The 19,422-nt window shown below is 59.9% G+C and carries 20 protein-coding genes; 15 read left to right on the top strand and 5 right to left on the bottom strand.

The window, feature by feature from the left end:
• Nucleotides 1–74 precede the first annotated feature (74 nt).
• On the top strand, nucleotides 75–1,262 hold the full coding sequence (locus M5B44_RS14440) for an MFS transporter (RefSeq protein ID WP_248739599.1): 1,188 nt from the start codon (nucleotides 75–77) through the stop codon (nucleotides 1,260–1,262).
• A 3-nt stretch (nucleotides 1,263–1,265) separates the two neighbouring features.
• On the opposite strand, the gene M5B44_RS14435 is transcribed toward M5B44_RS14440, so the two are convergent.
• Together M5B44_RS14435 and M5B44_RS14430 are read right to left on the bottom strand one after the other, a co-directional pair.
• Nucleotides 1,266–2,303 carry an alpha/beta hydrolase family protein gene (locus M5B44_RS14435; RefSeq protein ID WP_114882809.1) on the bottom strand — a complete coding sequence of 346 codons (1,038 nt, stop codon included), beginning with the start codon at nucleotides 2,301–2,303 and terminating at the stop codon, nucleotides 1,266–1,268.
• A gap of 235 nt (nucleotides 2,304–2,538) precedes the next feature.
• Nucleotides 2,539–3,150 carry an FMN-dependent NADH-azoreductase gene (locus M5B44_RS14430; RefSeq protein ID WP_085708152.1) on the bottom strand — a complete coding sequence of 204 codons (612 nt, stop codon included), beginning with the start codon at nucleotides 3,148–3,150 and terminating at the stop codon, nucleotides 2,539–2,541.
• A 128-nt stretch (nucleotides 3,151–3,278) separates the two neighbouring features.
• Between M5B44_RS14430 and M5B44_RS14425 the strand changes: the two genes are divergently transcribed.
• Both M5B44_RS14425 and M5B44_RS14420 read left to right on the top strand, forming a co-directional pair.
• Nucleotides 3,279–4,187: a LysR substrate-binding domain-containing protein gene (locus tag M5B44_RS14425; protein ID WP_119426161.1), complete on the top strand. Its 909-nt coding sequence runs from the start codon at nucleotides 3,279–3,281 to the stop codon at nucleotides 4,185–4,187.
• On the top strand, nucleotides 4,184–4,543 hold the full coding sequence (locus M5B44_RS14420) for an MmcQ/YjbR family DNA-binding protein (RefSeq protein ID WP_248739598.1): 360 nt from the start codon (nucleotides 4,184–4,186) through the stop codon (nucleotides 4,541–4,543). Before M5B44_RS14425 ends, M5B44_RS14420 begins: the two co-directional genes overlap by 4 nt.
• Nucleotides 4,544–4,545: 2 nt before the next feature.
• On the opposite strand, the gene M5B44_RS14415 is transcribed toward M5B44_RS14420, so the two are convergent.
• A complete protein-coding gene (locus M5B44_RS14415; RefSeq protein ID WP_248739597.1) occupies nucleotides 4,546–4,974 on the bottom strand; it encodes a DUF1294 domain-containing protein in 429 nt (142 codons plus the stop codon).
• Nucleotides 4,971–5,801, bottom strand: a complete 831-nt coding sequence (locus tag M5B44_RS14410; RefSeq protein WP_114882802.1) for an undecaprenyl-diphosphate phosphatase — start codon at nucleotides 5,799–5,801, stop codon at nucleotides 4,971–4,973. The genes M5B44_RS14415 and M5B44_RS14410 overlap by 4 nt, the downstream gene beginning before the upstream one ends.
• A gap of 302 nt (nucleotides 5,802–6,103) precedes the next feature.
• Here M5B44_RS14410 and M5B44_RS14405 point away from each other — a divergent pair, with 302 nt between their 5' ends.
• The 9 genes from M5B44_RS14405 (at nucleotide 6,104) to M5B44_RS14365 (ending at nucleotide 14,225) form a co-directional block, all read left to right on the top strand.
• Nucleotides 6,104–7,738 carry a methyl-accepting chemotaxis protein gene (locus tag M5B44_RS14405; protein WP_134826740.1) on the top strand — a complete coding sequence of 545 codons (1,635 nt, stop codon included), beginning with the start codon at nucleotides 6,104–6,106 and terminating at the stop codon, nucleotides 7,736–7,738.
• Between the two features lie 81 nt (nucleotides 7,739–7,819).
• Nucleotides 7,820–8,383 carry a nicotinamide riboside transporter PnuC gene (pnuC, locus tag M5B44_RS14400; RefSeq protein ID WP_248739596.1) on the top strand — a complete coding sequence of 188 codons (564 nt, stop codon included), beginning with the start codon at nucleotides 7,820–7,822 and terminating at the stop codon, nucleotides 8,381–8,383.
• Nucleotides 8,380–8,904: an AAA family ATPase gene (locus tag M5B44_RS14395; RefSeq protein ID WP_248739595.1), complete on the top strand. Its 525-nt coding sequence runs from the start codon at nucleotides 8,380–8,382 to the stop codon at nucleotides 8,902–8,904. The genes pnuC and M5B44_RS14395 overlap by 4 nt, the downstream gene beginning before the upstream one ends.
• A gap of 344 nt (nucleotides 8,905–9,248) precedes the next feature.
• Nucleotides 9,249–9,698: a hypothetical protein gene (locus M5B44_RS14390; RefSeq protein WP_085708160.1), complete on the top strand. Its 450-nt coding sequence runs from the start codon at nucleotides 9,249–9,251 to the stop codon at nucleotides 9,696–9,698.
• Between the two features lies 1 nt (nucleotide 9,699).
• Complete coding sequence (locus M5B44_RS14385) at nucleotides 9,700–10,269, top strand: adhesin (protein ID WP_085708161.1); 570 nt, start codon at nucleotides 9,700–9,702, stop codon at nucleotides 10,267–10,269.
• Nucleotides 10,270–10,337: 68 nt separating this feature from the next.
• The gene (locus M5B44_RS14380; protein WP_134826738.1) at nucleotides 10,338–11,336 is read left to right on the top strand and encodes a heme utilization protein; all 999 of its coding nucleotides are present in this window, start codon (nucleotides 10,338–10,340) and stop codon (nucleotides 11,334–11,336) included.
• 63 nt (nucleotides 11,337–11,399) lie between these two features.
• Nucleotides 11,400–12,080, top strand: a complete 681-nt coding sequence (locus M5B44_RS14375) for a C39 family peptidase (RefSeq protein ID WP_085708163.1) — start codon at nucleotides 11,400–11,402, stop codon at nucleotides 12,078–12,080.
• Between the two features lie 44 nt (nucleotides 12,081–12,124).
• Nucleotides 12,125–12,871, top strand: a complete 747-nt coding sequence (locus tag M5B44_RS14370; RefSeq protein WP_134826737.1) for a hypothetical protein — start codon at nucleotides 12,125–12,127, stop codon at nucleotides 12,869–12,871.
• Between the two features lie 46 nt (nucleotides 12,872–12,917).
• Nucleotides 12,918–14,225 carry a transporter gene (locus M5B44_RS14365; protein WP_085708165.1) on the top strand — a complete coding sequence of 436 codons (1,308 nt, stop codon included), beginning with the start codon at nucleotides 12,918–12,920 and terminating at the stop codon, nucleotides 14,223–14,225.
• A gap of 95 nt (nucleotides 14,226–14,320) precedes the next feature.
• Here the strand turns inward: M5B44_RS14365 and M5B44_RS14360 are convergent, their stop codons facing one another.
• On the bottom strand, nucleotides 14,321–15,646 hold the full coding sequence (locus M5B44_RS14360) for a sigma-54 dependent transcriptional regulator (RefSeq protein ID WP_114882782.1): 1,326 nt from the start codon (nucleotides 15,644–15,646) through the stop codon (nucleotides 14,321–14,323).
• 344 nt (nucleotides 15,647–15,990) lie between these two features.
• Here M5B44_RS14360 and M5B44_RS14355 point away from each other — a divergent pair, with 344 nt between their 5' ends.
• The 3 genes from M5B44_RS14355 (at nucleotide 15,991) to nhaB (ending at nucleotide 19,406) form a co-directional block, all read left to right on the top strand.
• Nucleotides 15,991–16,257: a hypothetical protein gene (locus M5B44_RS14355; protein ID WP_085708167.1), complete on the top strand. Its 267-nt coding sequence runs from the start codon at nucleotides 15,991–15,993 to the stop codon at nucleotides 16,255–16,257.
• Between the two features lie 282 nt (nucleotides 16,258–16,539).
• On the top strand, nucleotides 16,540–17,829 hold the full coding sequence (locus tag M5B44_RS14350) for a hypothetical protein (protein WP_248739594.1): 1,290 nt from the start codon (nucleotides 16,540–16,542) through the stop codon (nucleotides 17,827–17,829).
• Nucleotides 17,830–17,903: 74 nt separating this feature from the next.
• Entirely contained in the window at nucleotides 17,904–19,406 is a 1,503-nt protein-coding gene (gene nhaB / locus M5B44_RS14345) for a sodium/proton antiporter NhaB (RefSeq protein ID WP_248739593.1), read from the top strand.
• The last annotated feature ends 16 nt before the right edge of the window (nucleotides 19,407–19,422 follow it).

Below are 19,422 nucleotides of genomic sequence, written 5' to 3'. Positions count from 1 at the left end.
TTAGCCTGCTTTCTTTTATTCCAGCGCCAAGCCATGATGCGGGCTCTCCCACCGCCGCCCGCGAACGAGCCCTCATGTCTGCGCAGCAACTGCCACCGCAAAGCTCCATGGCGATCACCCTGCAGATCGTCTCCATCGTTTTCTACACCTTTATCGCCTTCCTCTGCATCGGCCTGCCGATTGCGGTGCTGCCCGGTTACGTGCATGAACAACTGGGTTTCAGTGCCGTCGTTGCGGGTCTGGTGATCGGCTCGCAATACCTGGCCACTCTGCTCAGCCGCCCTATGGCCGGGCGTATGTCGGATACCGTCGGGACCAAACGCGCCATCGTTTACGGCTTGCTGGGAATCGTCCTCAGCGGTGTGCTGACATTCATATCGACTGTGCTTCAGGACTTCCCGCTGCCAAGTCTGATCATTCTGATCGCCGGGCGGTTGCTGCTCGGAATCGCGCAAGGTTTGATCGGCGTCGGCACCATCAGCTGGTGCATGGGCCAGGTCGGCGCCGAGCACACCGCACGGTCCATCGGCTGGAACGGCATCGCCTCTTATGGCGCAATCGCTATCGGCGCACCACTAGGCGTGCTGATGGTGGCCGATTACGGTTTTACCAGTCTCGGAATTGCGCTGTCGGTATTGGCCGCCGGCGCTCTGCTGCTGATCCGCAACAAACCTTCCGTGCCGGTGGTGCGCGGCGAGCGGTTGCCGTTCTGGGCGGTGTTCGGGCGGATTGCGCCGTTCGGTGCCAGTTTGAGCCTGGCCTCGATCGGTTACGGCACCCTGACCACCTTCATCACCCTTTATTACCTCAATCGCGGCTGGACCGGCGCGGCCTACTGCCTGACGGTGTTCGGCGTGTGCTTCATCCTGTCGCGGCTGCTGTTCATTTCCGCCATCGCCCGATTCGGTGGCTTCGCTTCGGCCATCGCCTGCATGAGCATCGAAACCGTCGGGCTGTTGTTGCTGTGGCTCGCCCCCTCGACCGGATACGCACTGATCGGTGCGGGACTGGCAGGGTTCGGACTGTCGCTGGTGTACCCGGCGCTGGGGGTTGAAGCCATCAAGCAGGTGCCCAACTCCAGCCGTGGTGCCGGGTTGAGTGCTTACGCAGTGTTTTTCGATCTGGCACTGGCGGTCGCCGGCCCCTTGATGGGCGCGGTGGCGTTGAATCTGGGGTATTCGTGGATTTTCCTCGGCGCAGCGTTGTTGTCCGTGACCGGACTGGCGCTGACCTTGTGGCTCAAGCGTCGGGCGATGGCCTGACGCTTACTGATCCGCCGTCTGCATCCCTGCCCGGGAAGGCTTGCCCAGCGCATGGGAGAAGAACCGCCCGGCTTCGGAAATCAGGTTGCGGTGAATGTCTTCGCGATCCACCCCGTCAGCATCGGTGCACAGCGCCGGCATCGCACGGATCTGCTCTTCATTGCACGGTGCCATGAACACGAAGTGCCCGGCCCCGGCCAGCAACTTGAAGTCCGGCGCGGTCGGCAGTTTGCGCGCCAGGGCGGCGGCGTTCTTGTCGAAGGCCACCAGTTTGTCGCCGTCGCCGCTGTACAGCAGCACCGGCACATGCACGTCGGCCAGGGTGTGCCGGCCGAACTTCAGGCTCAGCGGCGCCATCAGCAGCAAGGCGTGGACTCTCGGGTCGGCCACCGGTTGCAGGTCGTCGCGATCAACGATCAGTTCGCCCTGGGTGTTGCAGGCGTCGCGGTCGTCCGGACGTTCCTGGCAGTAACGGCGCAGGCGATCCAGGTCAGGCTGCGCACCTGAAAGAATCAACGCGGTCTCACCGCCCGCCGAATAACCGATCACGCCGACCTGATCGGCGTTCACAAATGGCGCGAGCATACGGTCGCCAAGAGTGGCGGTAATGGCTTCGGAAATCTGGATCGGGCGCCCATAGAGGTTGCTCAAGGTGCCGAGGCGGCTGTGGTCCCTGGAGTTGTCGCCGGGATGAATCACCGCAACCACCACAAAGCCCTTGCGGGCCAGCGATGTGGCGAGGTCGTGCAGGGCCAGCGGCGTGCCGGTATTGCCGTGGGACAGCATCAGCATCGGAAAGCGGCCGAGGGCGATTTTGGTGTCTTCGCCGGCTTCGACCGAGTAGCCCTCGAGCAGGCTCATGTGCTCGCGGTCGCTGGAGGGATAGAACGCGATGGCACGCATCGGTTGCAGGTCGAGCGGATCGAGGAACGTCATCTCGTGATAACCGACGCTCCAGCGTGGGTGCTGGCCGGGGGCTGCGTGCACTGAATTCAGGCTGCCGAGCAGGCAAATCAGTAACGTTGCACAAAGACGCATCATGGGATGCCCCACCCTGTTGTTACTCAATCGAAAGATCCGTTGTGTTCGACGCCCGAAACTCCGTGGTTCGGTGATCCGGCGCGGCGTTGCACTCAGACGTTGATCGTAAGACTGCATAACCCGGGCCAGATTATGTAACAGTCGGACACAAAAAACTCCGTATCTGGCCCTTGCAGAACCAGAATACAGAGTTTTTTGGGTGTTGCCTGAACGAGAGCTGTTCTTTACGAAAGCCTTACGCAGCGGCGAACAGTTGCTCGCTGATGCGGGCGTGGGCAGCGCTCATGGCGTTGTTGCGAACTTCTTCACCGTAGGCCAGACCTTCGGCGCGGACGATTTCAATGTCGGTGATGCCGAGGAAGCCGAAGACCAGTTTCAGGTAGTCTTCGTGAGCAACGCCCGAAGCCTGACCGGCGTGGATGCCGCCCGAGGTGGAGACGATGATCACTTTCTTGCCACCGCACAGGCCTTCAGGGCCGGCTTCGGTGTAGCGGAAAGTCTGGCCGGCGACGGCGATGCGGTCGATCCAGGCCTTGAGCTGGGTTGGCACGGTGAAGTTGTACATCGGCGCGGCAACGACAATGGCGTCAGCAGCGATGAATTCGGCCAGGGTGTTGGCGCTCAGCTCGGCTTCGTGCTGTTGTGCGGCGTTGCGCAGTTCAGCGGTGGTGCCGGCGGCAACCAGAGTGGTGGACGAGAAGTGGCTGATGGCGTCGGCAGCCAGGTCGCGGTAGGTCACGACAGCGCTTGGCTCGGCGGCTTGCCAGGCTTTGACGACTTCAGTGCTCAGCTGACGGGAAGCAGAGTTGTCGCCCAGAATGCTCGAATCGATGTGCAGCAGTTTCATAGTGGAATCTCCTGGAAAGAATCGCCGGTGGCGACGGAATGGAGACAATCCTACCTACGAAACCAATAGCTGATTAGACGGCAACAATGCGATAGTTTGTCCCACTGATAGAACAGTCGGAATTCCCCATGCAAGACCTCAACGATCTCTACTATTTCGCCAAAGTGGTCGAGGCCGGCGGATTCGCCGCTGCCGGCCGCTTGCTGGGCATTCCCAAGTCGCGCCTGTCACGGCGAATCGCCGAATTGGAAGAACGCCTGGGGGCGCGCCTGCTGCAACGCACCACCCGCCAATTGAAGCTGACCGCAGTCGGCGAACGCTATTTGCGCCACTGCCAGGCGATGCTGCTGGAAGCGGAAATGGCCGACGAGACGGTGGCCAGCATGTCCAGCGAGCCCCGTGGACGCTTGCGGGTGTCGAGCCCCACCGGGCTGGCCCATGAAATGCTGCCAGTGGTGATCAGCAACTTCCTCGGCAAATACCCGCAGGTGCAACTGGAAGTCACCCTGATCAATCGCCGGGTCGACCTGATCACTGAAGGCATCGACGTCGCCCTGCGGGTGCGCGAACACGGCGACGAAGAACCGATGCTGGTGACCCGCCGTTTGCGTCAGGCGCAAATGGTGGTGGTTGCGAGCCCTTCCTTTATACAGGGCGTGGAAATCAATCATCCGCAGGACTTGAAAACCCTGCCGGTGCTCGGCGCGCTGGAAGCCGATCGCATGGTGCATGTGCGCCTGCTCGATCAGCACGGCAAAAGTTGCGATCTGGCGCTGGAGGCCCGACTGGGCATCGATGATTTCATCGTGCGCAAGGCTTGCGTGCTGGCCGGCCAGGGTTTCACCCTGTTGCCGATGATGTATTGCGAGGCGGAGCTGAACAACGGCACGCTGGTGCAACTGCTGCCGGACTGGTCGTTGCCCGGCGGTTGGCTGCAAGCGGTGTATCCGCACCGACGCGGGGTGATGCCGGCGGTGCGCGCGTGGATCGATCATCTGGTGGAATCGTTCAATGCCTGTGGAGAGCGGCTGTTATGAAACAAGGAAAGATGAGCGAGAAGGATGTCGCGGATTTTTGCCTGGCATTGCCCGGAGCCCGGGAAGACTATAAATGGGGCGGTGTGCGGGTGTTTTCGATTGCCGGCAACAAGATGTTCGCCTTGCAGGGGCTGCGCGGTGAGTCGCTGGCGTTCAAGGTCGACAAGGATCTGTTTCTCGGTCATTGCGACCGGCCGGGCATTCACCCGGCACCCTATCTGGCGCGGGCGCAGTGGATCATCATGCACCCGCCCTACCCCTTGGGCGCCGAAGAACTACGAGGGTTGCTGCAACGCTCCCACCAGTTGGTGGTGAGCAAACTACCGAAGAAAACCCAGGCGGGGTTGCTGCTGTAGCCCTACCCCAGCGCCAACAGGTGCGAACCGAGGAACAGCTGATCGATCCAGAACACCTGGTGCAGCGCGACGATCACCCAGAACAGAATCTGAAACGACACCTTGCGCGTCTTGTGCCGGAAGACTTGCTGGGCGATCAATGCACCCGGCCAGCCGCCCGCCAGTTCCACGGCGTGCAGGACGTTTTCCGGAGTTCGCCAGGCCTCGGCGCGAGCCTTGCGCTTGTCGGCCCAGTACAGGAAGAACGCCAGCACGCTGACAATCCCATAGGCCGTCAGCGGTACCAGTGAGATCCCGCGCAGCCACATCGACAGCGAACCGAACAGCGGCAACGCGCAGACGACCAGCAACACAATCAGCTTCAACTTCAGATGCTGGATGCTGCCACCGGACGGGCCGCGATCCGGGCGGCGTGCGCGGGAATCACTCATGCCTTGGCCGCCGCCCAGTCCACCCAGCCGAACTGCCAGGTCGCCAGAATCAACAGGCCGAACACGATCCGGTACCAGGCGAATGCCGCGTAGCTGTGGCTGGCGATGAACTTCAGCAAACCGCGCACGGCGATCATGGCGAAAACGAATGCAGTGACAAAACCGATGGCAAACACCGGGAAGTCCGCCGGCACGAACAGCGCACGGTACTTGTAGCCCGAATACACCGCCGCACCGACCATGGTCGGCATCGCCAGGAAGAACGAGAACTCGGTGGCGGTCTTGCGCGACAGACCGAACAACAGGCCGCCGATGATGGTCGAGCCGGAGCGCGAGGTGCCCGGGATCATCGCCAGACATTGGGCGAAGCCGACCTTCAACGCATCTTTCCAGGTGATTTCGTCCACGGTTTCGGCGTGCACTTCATGCTGCCGGCGCTCGGCCCACAACATGATGAAGCCGCCCACGACCAAAGCCGTCGCCACAGTGATCGGGTTGAACAGGTATTTGTGAATCAGATCGGCAAAGATCACGCCCAGCACCACGGCGGGCAGGAAGGCGATCAGCAGGTTGGCGGTAAAGCGTCGTGCACTCGGCTGGGTCGGCAAGCCGATGACCACGTCGAGAATCTTGCGGCGAAACTCCCAGACCACCGCGAGAATCGCGCCGAGCTGGATGATGATGTTGAACGCCATGGCGCGTTCGCCGCCGAAATTCAGCAGGTCGGCGACGATGATCTGGTGTCCGGTACTGGATATGGGCAAAAACTCCGTCAGCCCTTCTACAACTCCGAGAATCAGTGCCTGCAAGGCGGTCCAAAGGTCCATCAATCCCCCAAAGAGCGATGCGCTCAGGCATGCCCCGATAGTATTTTTTTACGTTCACTGCGATCAGCGTAGCTGTGTTGCTGTACCGATTCCGCGGGCCAAGGATCCACACGAAACGGTCAAAATTCCGTGAAATGGCAACTTGGGTTCAGGTTTTCCCCCACGGGGCCGAAATCCTAACAGACAAGCCGTAATCGCGCTGCCGCGCTCTACGACTTGGGTCGCGTATGCCCGGCCACTGAAACGTGGTTGGATGCTGGCGGTGATTTATTACAAGAAAAAGAAATCGGAGTGACAGCGTTATGAACAGCTTGCGCAGTGTGTCGATCAGCCGACGCTTGTGGCTCATCTTGATTGTGGCGGTGGTCATGCTGCTGACCCTGGGCCTGTTGATGCTCAAGCAGATCCACGATGACCTGTATCACGCCAAGGCCCAGAAAACCCAGCATGTGGTGCAGACCGCCAGCGGTTTGCTGACCTACTACCAGGGCCTGGAAGCGGCCGGAACCCTGACCCGCGACGCCGCCCAGAAACAGGCGCTGACCGCGATTCGCGGCCTGCGTTATGACCAGAACGATTACTTCTGGATCAACGACCTCACACCCGTGATGGTCATGCATCCGACCAATCCCAAGCTCGAAGGCCAGAACCTCTCGGCGATCCGCGACCCGGACGGCTTTGCGGTGTTCAACGAGATGGTTGCCATTGCCAAAGCCAAGGGCGCCGGCATGGTCGATTACCGTTGGCCGAAACCCGGTGCCAGCGAGCCGGTGGCCAAGACCTCCTACGTGAAACTGTTCGAGCCGTGGGGCTGGGTGCTGGGTTCCGGTGTGTATGTCGACGATGTGCAGGCCGAGTTTCAGGGCCAGGTGATCAAGGCTTCTGTCGTAGGCCTGGTGATCGCGCTGATCATGGGCGTGCTGGTGATTCTGATTGCCCGCAGCATCGTCCGCCCCTTGCAGGAAACCGTGAACGCCATGGCCAACATCGCCAGCGGCGAAAGCGACCTGACCCGCAGCCTCGACACCCACGGCCAGGATGAAGTCACGCAACTGGCCCATCACTTCAATGCCTTTACCGCCAAGCTGCGCCGGGTGATCGGCGATTTGCAGGTGTCGGCCAGCGCGCTGGGCCAGTCCTCCACTGAGCTGGGCAATGACGCGAGCCAGGCCCAACAACGCAGCCAGCAACAGTCACAGCAGATGGAGCTGGTGGCGACGGCCATCAACGAAGTCACCTACGGCGTGCAGGATGTGGCGAAGAACGCCGAGCATGCCGCCAGCGAAATGCGCGATGCCGAAGCCCAGGCGCAACAGGGCCAGATCAACATCGACGGCAGCCTGCAACAGATCGACAAGTTGTCCGGCACCATCGATCAGGCCGTCGAAGTGATTCGTACGCTGGCAACCGAAAGCACGCAGATCGGCAGCGTTCTGGAAGTGATCCGTTCGATCGCCGAGCAGACCAACCTGCTGGCACTCAACGCCGCCATCGAAGCCGCCAGGGCCGGCGAACAGGGCCGGGGTTTTGCCGTGGTGGCCGATGAAGTCCGCCTGCTGGCGCAACGCACGCAGAAATCCACGGCGGAAATCCAGTCGATGATCGAGCGCCTGCAAAATCATTCCGAAGCCGCCGTTAAGGTGATCGGCGACAGCAGCAAGGCGTCGCAACTGACCATCGAGCAGGCCGGACTGGCCGGCGCCAGCCTCAATGCCATCGGCCAGGCACTGCGCAACCTCAATGGCCTGAACGCTTCCATCGCCAGTGCGACCCTGCAACAGGCGCACGTGGTCGAGGACATCAACCAGAACGTCACCCAGGCTGCCGGCCTGTCCCACAGCACCGCACTGGCTGCCGAGCAGTCGAGTGCCGCCAGCGTGCGGCTCGGACAGTTGAGCGAGCAACTGAACGGATTGCTGCGCCAGTTCCGCGTCTGATCCCGGTCACCGGTGGGAGCTCACTCCCACCGGTTTTTGGGTACAATCCGCTCCCTCTTTTACTCCCTCCAAGGATCTTGCATGTCCGGGCTCGAACTGTTTGCCGCCGCCCTCGGTGTGATTGCCGTCTGGCTGACGGTCAAACAGAACCCGTGGTGCTGGCCGATCGGGCTGGTCATGGTGCTGCTCTACAGCTGGATCTTCTTCGAGGTGAAGCTGTATTCGGACATGTTGCTGCAGGTGGTTTACGCCGCGCTGCAAGTCTACGGCTGGTGGCAATGGACCCGGGCCGGGACGATGCATGACGGCCGTGAGGTCAGCCGGCTCGACTCCCGTTCGATTCTGCAAGGATTGGCCATCGGCTCCGTTGGCAGCCTGGTGCTGGGCGCCGCCATGGCGCACTGGACCGATGCCGCGCAGCCCTGGCTCGACGCGGCGCTGACTGCTTTCAGCCTGGTCGCGCAGTTCTGGATGGCGCACAAGCGCCTGCAATGCTGGGCGCTGTGGTTCGTGCTGGATGTGATCTTCGTCGGCCTGTTTCTTTACAAGGGCCTTTACCTCACCGCTGCGCTGTACGCCCTGTTCACCCTGATCGCGGTGTTGGGCTGGCGGGAATGGCGCGCCGATCCGGCGTTGCGCGCATGAAAGTCGTTGTTCTGACCGGTCCGGAATCCACCGGCAAGAGCTGGCTGGCGGCCGGGCTGCAGCAACAGTTCGGCGGTTTGCGGGTGGACGAGTACGTGCGCTGGTTCATCGAGCAGAATCCCCGGGACACCTGCCTCGCAGACATTCCCGAGATTGCTCGCGGCCAATTGCAGTGGGAAGACGAAGCACGAGCGCAGCAGCCGTCGTTGCTGATTCTCGACACTCATTTGTTGAGCAATATTCTCTGGAGCCAGACGTTGTTCGGCGACTGCCCGGCCTGGCTGGAACCGGAACTGCTGGCGCGTCATTACGACCTGCACCTGTTGCTGTCTCCGGAACAGATCGACTGGACGGACGATGGTCAGCGCTGCCAGCCGCAGTTGAGTGAACGAGTGGGGTTCTACGACGCCACCAAGGCCTGGCTGGAGCAACATCACCAGCCCGTCAGGATCATTCAGGGCGACTGGGCCGCACGGCAGACTCAAGCCTTCGACGCCGTACGAACCTTGCTGGAAGGCTGACCCGGGTTTCGGGTCAATGTCCCCGTCCCGGGGCAGAAGTGTCCGTTCCTGAAACACTCCCCCCGGTGCAAAGTGCCCGTCTCAACGGCCTTCATCGCTTTGTCACCCGACTTGTTACGCCTGTGAAACACTTGCTCGCAAACCCTTGTTCCAGAGCTTTGCAACAGGTATGGGCACTTGTGCCGATGACGCGTTGTTTCAATGTTGAAACAGCTTTTGTATCAGCCCTGCACACCTTCGAGCCAACCCGTTGAAATCCAAGAACATTTAAAAACCGGCACAGCTTTCGCTCTCTCCTTCACAACGCTGACTTGGGCCAGCCCACTGAAGAAGGAATTGCCGCCGTGGGAAACATCAACAAAGCCTTCACTTGCCTTCTGCTGATCGGATCAGCAGCCAGCACATTCCTCAGTTTCAACGTTCAGGCCGAAGGCAATGGCGTGATCGTACTCAACCGCGACGTCCAGCCCATTCCGATCGGACGCAGCGCTTTCGGCAAAGACCCCTATCCCACCACCGTCAATGCCAACCCTTCCGGTCGCATCAATCAGGCGATGACCAGCACCGAACTCAATGACGGTGACTTTGCCAGTGTAGCCAGTGGCTCATCCATTCGCGGCAACATCGGGGTTGATTCCAGCCTGCCCGGCATGAACGTCCTGACCAATCCAAACGGCCTGCCCGGCATGAGTGCCGGTCACGGCGGCGGCGGTGGCGGCACGATTTCCAACACCATCAACCGCTCCCTCAGCACCGGTCTGGCTCCGCTGACCCGCATGGCCGGAGGCCAATAAGATGAATCGTTCCCTGCTCCTGCTTGCTCTGCTTGGCTGCACCAGCGTCATGGCCGATCCGAGCGCCGTGGACAGCGCCAACATTCAGAACTCCGGCGTTCAGTACAACGGCAACTTCAACGTCAACCAGGCCGCCGGCGACCAGCAACAACAGACCAACGTCAAGTCGATTGCCATCGGCACGTCGGCCAGCGCCACCACCACCATTCACCAGAAACTCGACACCCCCGCCGACCGCTCGATCAACGCGAGCTCGACCATCGGCGGCACCTCATTCAGTAACGGCAACGGCGCACTGGGCGTGAACCAGGGTTCCGGGGCCAACAACCAGATGGCCAACGCCATGCGCATCAGCATCAGTGCTGCACCGCAGAGCGTTGACGATAGCGCCCTTTCCCAACAGAACGTGGCGTTGTTACCGAGCTCAGGAGCAACTGGTACCCCCGGCAGTCGCCAAGTCACGACAAGTGATCAGGCCTTCACCGGCAGTCGCGGGGTAATCCAGGTGAACCAGAGTGCCGGGGTGGGGAACCGAATGGCTAACACCCTGAGCATCCGGGTCGCTGACTGACCCAAACAAGCAGTGCAATTAGAAAGTACCAACACTTAACCAACTAATAAGCACGACGGAGAAACACCATGAAACCTACAATGGCTCTCAAACCACTGGTTTTCGCACTCGCAGCAGTGATGGCAATCGCAGCACAGGCAGGCGGTCGTGATGACAATCACGGTCATGGTCACGATCACGGCCCAAAAGGCCCAACCCTTGAAGAACTGCTGCAAATCGGCGCTGGTGCCGGTGCTGCAGTGCTTGATGTGCAAAACAACAACGGCAACACCGTGTTGAACCAGGGCACTCAAAATAACGCCAACGTCAGCGGCTCCCTCAACGGCGCCAACGGCAACATCGGCGCAAACAACGTTGCCGGTGACGGCAACCAGCAAGACAACGCCGCTGCACTGGCAACCGCCGACGAAAGCTTCATCTTCGGCTCCGCCGTATCCGCCTCCAGCGCAACCCAGGTCAACACCAACAACACCGTTGCCAACTACTCCAGCACTGCCAATGCCAGCCTGAACAACGTCGGCAACAGCGGCTCGGGTAACATCGGCGTGAACAACGCCGCCGGCAACTTCAACCAACAGAAAAACAACCTGGCAATCGCTGTATCCGGTGGTCGTGTAGCGCAAGCCGCTGCCGCCGCCAACCAAAGCACCACCGGTCTGCAAGTCGGCAACAACGGCACTCAGACCTACAAAAAAGATACCCTTACTGGCACATTCACCGCAGGCGGCGCATTCGTGGCCGCAGGCACTGCAACCACCAAAGACGATGATCATGGTCATGGTGGTTATGGTGGCGGCTACGGCGACAACGACCGTGGCCACGGTGGTAACGGCGGCAAAGATCAGAAATCTGATTTCGTTGCCGTGGGTGTCTTCGGTCTGGCTGGTGTGACCACTCAACAAGTGATGACCCCAGACGGCTGGAAAAACCCTGTCACCAACAACGCCAACATGACCAACGTGGGCAACAACTGGTCCGGCAACGGTGGCTTCAACAACGCTGCCGGCGTTGGCAACCAACAAAGCAACTCGCTGTCCATCGCTGCAGGTTGCAAAGCCTGCATGTAATCGCGATCGAAACGAAAGCCCCGGAAACGGGGCTTTTCCTCAGTCCGCATAGGCGTATCGATCATGCGTAAGACTACCCTCCTCGCTCTGCTTTGCCTGTCCGGCCTCGCCCAGGCTGCCCAGATGCCCGTGGCTGCCCTGCCGGGCGGCACACTCGTCTACAAGAACGTGCAAAGCATTCGTGAGCGCAAGTTTTCCGACATCGTCGAACAAAAAACCGATTTCAGCTGCGGCGCCGCCGCACTGGCGACGGTACTGCGCCAGGCTTATTGGCTCGACGTCGATGAGGAGCACATCATCAAAGGCATGCTGGTCAACTCCGACCAGGACCTTGTCCGTACTCAGGGTTTTTCCATGCTGGACATGAAGCGCTACATAGAAAGCATCGGCATGCGCGCCAGGGGCTACAAGATTCCGCCGGAAAAACTCGACGCGGTCACTATCCCGGTGGTGGTACTGATGGAAATTCGCGGCTACAAGCATTTCGTGGTGCTGCAGCGGGCAGACAAGGATTGGGTCTACATCGGAGACCCGGTTTTAGGACACAAACGCTACGCCCATGATGACTTTGTCAAAGGTTGGAACGGCATTGTCTTTGCCATCGTCGGCCCCGGATACGACAAGACCAATGCATTACGCAGTCCTCCGGCACCGCTGACCGCCAAGAACAAGCTGGATAACTTCAACCCCGTCAAAGATGCTGAATTGATGGACTTCGGGTTCATACAGAGCGACTTCTTTTAATCGCCGATTATAAAGAGTGGGGCTGGATGTCCCGGGAGCAGCAGATGAAAACCTCATACTGGCTGGCCGCCGCCTGCCTGGCAGCGAGTGCGTCAGGCTATGCCAATGCAGGATTCAAACCCATAGAAATCCAGGATTCGGAGCTGTCACAGCTTCGCGGTCGTTACGTCATGCCGGGGCGGATCATCAGCTTCGGCATCGTCATGAGCAGTACCTGGCGCAACGCCAGCGGTGATCTGATCGGGGCTGCGACCTCGATGCAATTGCAGGCAGCAACCGTAAAACCCGAATTCTATGTCTCGACCATCAAGGAAACCGGCAACGGCAGCACCCCGCAAACGGGTACCGGCTCGGTCATTGGTGGCGCAGGACTCAACAGTTCCCAGGGCGTGACGCAAAGCGTACGCGCCGCCGGCGACGGCAACACGGCCTACAACAACGTGGCCATCAATGTTTCCGAAGCCAACCAGGCCCCCGCGCTGGTACCGGCCCAAGGGCAGGCCCTGATGGCCGGACAAACGATTTCCGGCAGTAATGCCGCTGGCAGTGTCGCGGTTTCGGCCACTGGCGGTGGCGTGCAAATGGCCATTCAGGCCGCAGGCAATCAGGGCACGGCCCTGCAACAAGTGGCTCAAGGAGGTCTGCTGCAAAACACCCGCTTGCTCGGAAATGCAAACGTCGTCAACAACCTGACGCAACTCAATGTTGTCCTTAACAATAACGGCATGAGCGCCGGCGCACTGGACTGCAATTTGAGTCAACTCAGAGCACTACGCAATATCGGATATTGAACTACGCTGAGTCTCGATCCATTGGGCTTAAAGGGACGGCTTATTCATGTATCGATCAGTATCACTGCGTGCCGCTGTATGTTTGAGTACTCTTCTACCCGCGGCGATGCTGCAAGCAGCACCCGATGCGGATGTGGAGACCTTGAAACAGGAACTTCTGGAGCTTAAGCAACGATACGAAGTGCAACAGAAAGCCCTGGCGGTGCTCGAGCAACGAGTCCGCCAGGTCGAAGACCAACCGGCTTCTCCACCACCAAAACGTCTGGCCAAGTCGCCAGCCGACATGAAAGGCAATCCCAAAGTGGCCACCGGTACCGGGGCCGCAGCAGCGTCGGGGGGCGCCGCCGGGGGCAGTGGCGCATCCTATGGCCAGTCGCTGGCCGACGATTCACAACCTGCACAGAGTGTGTCCAACCTGTACGACGAGGCCAGCGGCTTCTTCGGCGGCGGCAAGTTCAGCCTGGAAACCGGCATAACCTATTCGCGTTATGACACTCGCCAGCTGATTCTCAACGGCTTCCTGGCACTGGACTCGATCTTTCTGGGCAACATCAACCTCGACCGGATCAAGGCCGACACCTGGACCCTCGACCTGACGGGCCGCTACAACTTCGATAACCGCTGGCAGTTCGATGTGAACGTGCCTGTGGTGTATCGCGATTCGACTTATCAGTCGGGCGGCGGCAATCAGGGCGCAGCCAACGTCACCACGGAACAGGATGTCTCGCGGGATCCGACCCTTGGCGACGTCAACTTCGGTATCGCCTACAAGTTCCTCGACGAGTCGGTGAACACCCCGGACGCGGTGGTCACCCTGCGAGTCAAGGCGCCAACCGGCAAGGACCCGTTCGGCATCAAACTGCGCCAGACCGACGCCAACACCAACCTGTTCGTGCCTGACACCCTGCCGACCGGTAACGGCGTCTGGTCGATCACCCCCGGTATCTCGCTGGTCAAAACGTTTGACCCGGCCGTGCTGTTCGGCAGTTTGTCCTACACCCACAACCTGGAGGAGTCGTTTGACGACATCAGTTCCACGGTCAACCAGAAAACCCCGGGCAAGGTCCGCATCGGCGACAGCTTCCAGATCGGCGCAGGCATAGCCTTCGCACTCAATGAAAAAATGAGTATGTCGTTCTCGGTTTCTGACCTTGTACAACGCAAGAGCAAGCTGAAGCAGGATGGCGGGGACTGGGAATCGGTGGTGTCCAGTGACGCCAACGCCGGTTACTTCAACGTCGGCATGACCATTGCGGCCACCGACAACCTGACCATCGTACCCAACCTGTCCATCGGCATGACCGACGATGCCCCGGACTTTTCCTTCAGCCTGAAATTCCCGTACTACTTCTAACCCGCCCCACCATGAACGCAACATCATAAAAAGGCCCGCTGCGACTTGTATCGCAGCGGGCCTTTTCAGCTTCTTCCCCGAAGAAGCACCGCGCCCTAGCGGATCTGGTGTTTGTGCAGCAAGCGGTAGAACGTCGGCCGTGAAACCCCCAGCACTTTGGCGGCCACACTGAGGTTGTCGCTGTGCCGGTTGAGCACATCGCACAACGCCTGGCGTTCGGCCCGGGTCTTGTAGTCTTCGAGGGTGCCCATCGGAGTGGCCAGCGACTGCTGACTGATCAGTCCCAGGTCGCGAGCCTCGATCTGCCTACCCTCAGCCAGCACCAGCCCCCGGCGTACACGGTTGGCCAGTTCACGAACATTGCCCGGCCAGTCGTGCTTGCCCATGGCGATCAGCGCGTCTTCACTGAAGCTGCGCGGCCGACGGCCGGTTTCGTGGCTGTAGAAATGGGAAAAGTGGTTGGCCAGCATCGACAGATCGCCATGCCGCTCTCGCAAAGGCGCGGTCACGACTTGCAGCACATTGAGCCGGTAGTACAAGTCCTCACGAAAGCGCTTTTTCTCGATCGCCGCTTCAAGATCGACGTGAGTGGCTGCCAGCACCCGGACATCCACCGGGATCGGCTGGCTGCCGCCTACTCGTTCTATGTGCTTTTCCTGGAGAAAGCGCAGCAGATTGGCTTGCAGCTCCAGCGGCAGATCGCCGATTTCATCAAGAAACAATGTGCCGCCATTGGCCGCCTCGATGCGTCCGACCTTGCGTTGATGGGCGCCGGTGAACGCGCCTTTTTCATGGCCAAACAGTTCGGACTGGATCAGGTGTTCGGGAATCGCCCCGCAGTTGATGGCCACAAACGGTTTGCTGTGGCGCTGTGATTGTCGATGCAGGGTGCGGGCGACCAGTTCTTTACCGGTCCCGCTTTCGCCGCGAATCAGTACAGGTGACTCGGTGGGAGCCAGTTTGCTGAGCAGCTTGCGCAATTCGCGGATCGGTTTGCTGTCGCCGAGCAGCTCGTGTTCCGGCTGATCCACATGGACATTGCCTTGGCCGCGCAGGCGCGCCATGCCGAACGCCCGGCCGAGGGTGACCTGGACCCGCGATACGTCGAACGGCAAGGTATGAAAGTCGAAAAACCATTCACAAACAAAGTCGCCAACGTTCTGCAGGCGCAGCACTTCCTGATTCAGCACGGCAATCCACTCGGTACCGCTGCGGCTGATCAACTCTTTGACGGCTTCCGGGCGTTCCAGGTGAAAAGGCTGCAAACGAAGCAGGCCGACATCGCAACTGCGGTCGGCGGCATTTTCCAGGCTACAACTATCAACATCCCAGCCTACGGCGCGTAAACCGGGCAACAATCGGTGACAGTCGTCACAAGGGTCGACTACCAATAAACGTCGTAACGCAGGCGCTTCGCTCATGACTGTTCCTTGGCGCCAAATTATAGGAAATGATTGTAAAAACAGTCATTTGGCAGACCTGGCTGTAACATTAGCAAGAATTTGACGGCGCCTTGTATCGATTGCTTATAGGTGTACAAGTGAAGCAGTTATAAGAACCTGTTTTGTTAGTTGGCTATCGACTCGATTCTTTCACCCAGCTTTCAAAAAACGCCGTAACAGAGATTGTATGAAAGAAAGTCGAAATTTCTTCAAATCCTGTGTGACCTGCCGGCGGGTTGCGTGCATCAGTACAAGTAACTCGCCGCACGGTAAGCCCAACCGACGGCACATCACTTGATTGGGCAATACAGAGAGAAGACCCCATGACCGCCCCGCTCCGTATCAACGAAGCTCTTTTGATTGCCAACCACGCATTTAAACCTTTCCAATGCGTGGCCTGGGCCCCACAAGACGGCAATGGCGAACTGAGCCTGACCGTCATCGACCGCACCAACTCGCAGATTGGTCGCACCCGCATTCCAAGCAGCGCCTATTCCGATCCGGCCCAGCTCGAATGCCTGTTGCAACAGGCTCGCGCTGAACTGAGCGACGAAGGTTATGCACTGCAGTCCTGGTCGATGCCACACTGATCCGAGGGCAATGCGGATGACTTTCCAGTCATCCGCCCTCTTCTTTCAAGTTGCTGAATCCTTTTTAACTTCAGCCACTTTGTACAACTTTCCTCCACACTTTCGCGCCTGAATACTTGGCAGGCTTGCGACTGGTTCAAAAAGTCACTGTTCTGGCACACAACGACGCTCCACCTGTTAGTTCTGTCAGTTGTACTTGTGCGACTACAGGGATTGAATGTTTCGCCATGCAGTTACCGACCCGGCTCCCGGCTATTGGTCAACTTGCAAGGAGGAGCAGGTATGTCAATCCAGTCCGCTATTGCGCTCCCGGCGCTAGCGAATAACGCCGGACAACTCGACAAGAGATTTGCCAATAACGGCGTGGCTCAGGTTTATTTCTCCGGCAGCACGTCCAGCCTGACCCAGCATGTCGCCCTTGATCCGCAAGGTCGTATCCTGATCGCCGCCAAGGTCGGCACGCCTCAAGGCAGCCGTTTCGGCCTGGCCCGTCTGCTGGATGATGGTTCTGCGGATCTTGGCTTCGGTTTTCAGGGCAGCGTGATCGGCCAGTTCGCCTCTGGTTTCGAAGCCACGGGCAGCAAGGTCCAGGTCTTGCCTGACGGGCGAATCCTGCTCGCAGGCCTGCATTACGAGTCCGAACATCGCACCTTGCCCGCCCTCGCCCTGTTCGATGCAGAGGGTCGGCCGGCCGCGGAATTCGGCGACAACGGCCGGAAAATAGTGCGTTTGCCCGGCGATCTGTCCATGGGCACCCGCGACACATGGCTGCCACCCGGTGTCCCGGGGGCAGAAGCCTGCGATTTTGCAGTCCAGGATGACGGGCATATTCTGTTGATTGCCAACCACCACTGCTCTTTGGCCGACCATGTCGGCATGCTGATCCGCGTCACGCCAGACGGCAATCTTGACGCAACCTTCAATGGCCGAGGGTTTGTCATGGTCCGGCACTTGCTGCTCAATACCTGGCTGGGGAGCTTGTTGCTGCAAGAGGACGGACGAATCGTGGTGGCCGGCGCCATCGACTTCCCCCAGGAAGGCCTGCTCGCACGCTACCTGCCGGACGGGCAGCTCGACGAACGCTTTGCGCTGGACGGTTTCCTCGCCTTCAAGGCTCAAGGACACAGCGCGCTGGTCAACCAGGTCATCGAATCCGCGAATCACCTGCATTGCTTTGGCAGCAGCCGCGACCCGATCCGCTGCATGGCGCTGTCCATCCACAGCAATGGTCGCCCCGACCTGCACTGCAACAACGGTCAACCCACCCTGCTGGACATCGGCCCCAGCGGCTGCCAGTGGAGCGCCGCACAGCGCATGCCGGACGGCCGGCTTATCGCGGCAGGCGCGACGATTGGCGGGGTCGAGGCCGATTTCATCGTTGCGCGTTATCTGGCCGACGGTCGCCTCGATCACAGCTTCGGCGCCGGCCACGGCTGGTTGCGTACGCGACTGGGCCGCAGTCTCGATACCGCTACATCGCTGGCGGTGCAACCGGAAGGCGGGATCCTGGTCGGCGGCTATTCGCTGGATGGCAACTACCGCGCCGTGGTGGCGCGCTATCTGAACCCATGAACAGAAACTTCCCGCACTTGATCTTGCTCAACGCTTACGGCACCTTGCGCGCTTCTTAAAGCAAGGAGCAACCGATGTCCGGTTCGATGGCCCAGGCGTTCGCGCACAATTTTCTCGGGCATTCGCCCCGCTGGTACAAGGCGTGCATCGTCGGGTTCCTGATTCTCAACGCCGTGGTGCTGTGGTCGGCAGGTCCTGTCGCTGCGGGCTGGCTGTTGGTGATCGAGTTCATTTTCACCCTGGCCATGGCGCTGAAGTGCTACCCGCTGATGCCCGGCGGCTTGCTGCTGATCGAAGCACTGCTGTTGAAGATGACTACGCCCCAGGCGCTTTATGAAGAGTTACAGCACAACTTTCCGGTAATCCTGCTGCTGATGTTCATGGTCGCCGGCATCTACTTCATGAAGGATCTGCTGCTGTTCCTGTTCTCGCGGCTGCTGCTCGGCGTGCGTTCGAAGATGCTGCTCGCGTTGATGTTCTGCTTTCTGTCGGCGTTCCTTTCGGCCTTTCTCGACGCGCTGACCGTGACTGCCGTGATCATCAGCGCTGCCGTCGGCTTCTATTCGGTCTATCACCGTGTCGCCTCCGGCAACGATCCGCGTCAGGACAGCGAATTCAGCGACGATCAGCATTTGCCGAAGCTGCATCACGAAGATCTGGAACAGTTCCGTGCTTTCCTGCGCAGCCTGCTGATGCATGGCGCTGTCGGGACCGCGCTGGGCGGTGTCTGCACACTGGTTGGCGAGCCGCAGAACCTGCTGATCGGCCATGAAATGGGTTGGCACTTCGCCGAATTCTTCCTCAAGGTCGCACCGGTGTCCCTGCCGGTGCTGGTGGCCGGTCTGTTGACCTGCATGCTGCTGGAGAAACTGCGCTGGTTCGGCTACGGCACCTTGCTGCCGGACAACGTTCGCGCCGTTCTCGCCGATTACGCCAGCGAAGACGATGCCGAACGCACGCCTCGCCAGCGCGCCGCGCTGTTGGTGCAAGGCGTCGCCGCATTGATCCTGATTGCCGGCCTGGCGTTCCATGTCGCCGAAGTGGGTCTGATCGGTCTGATGGTCATTGTCCTGATCACCGCATTTACCGGCATCACCGACGAGCATCGTCTGGGCAGCGCCTTCAAGGACGCCATGCCGTTCACTGCGCTGCTGGTGGTGTTTTTTGCCGTAGTGGCGGTGATCCATGATCAGCAACTGTTCGCGCCGTTGATCCAGTGGGTGCTGGCATTGCCCGCCGAGCAGCAACCGGGAATGCTGTTCATCGCCAACGGCCTGCTGTCGGCGATCAGCGACAACGTGTTCGTGGCGACGATCTACATCACCGAAGTGAAACAGGCATTCCTGTCCGGCCACATGAGCCGCGAACATTTCGAGACCCTGGCCATCGCGATCAACACCGGCACCAACCTGCCGAGCGTGGCGACGCCCAATGGTCAGGCCGCGTTCCTGTTTCTGCTGACGTCGGCGATTGCACCGCTGGTGCGGCTGTCTTACGGGCGGATGGTGTGGATGGCGTTGCCTTACACCGTGGTGATGGGATTGCTGGGCTGGTATGCCGTGAGTTACTGGCTGTAGATACAACAACGGGAGC

The sequence above is a fragment of the Pseudomonas sp. MWU12-2029 genome (assembly GCF_023242425.1).
GTDB classification, from domain to species: domain Bacteria; phylum Pseudomonadota; class Gammaproteobacteria; order Pseudomonadales; family Pseudomonadaceae; genus Aquipseudomonas; species Aquipseudomonas kribbensis.
This window is presented reverse-complemented; position numbering and strand designations above follow the sequence as displayed.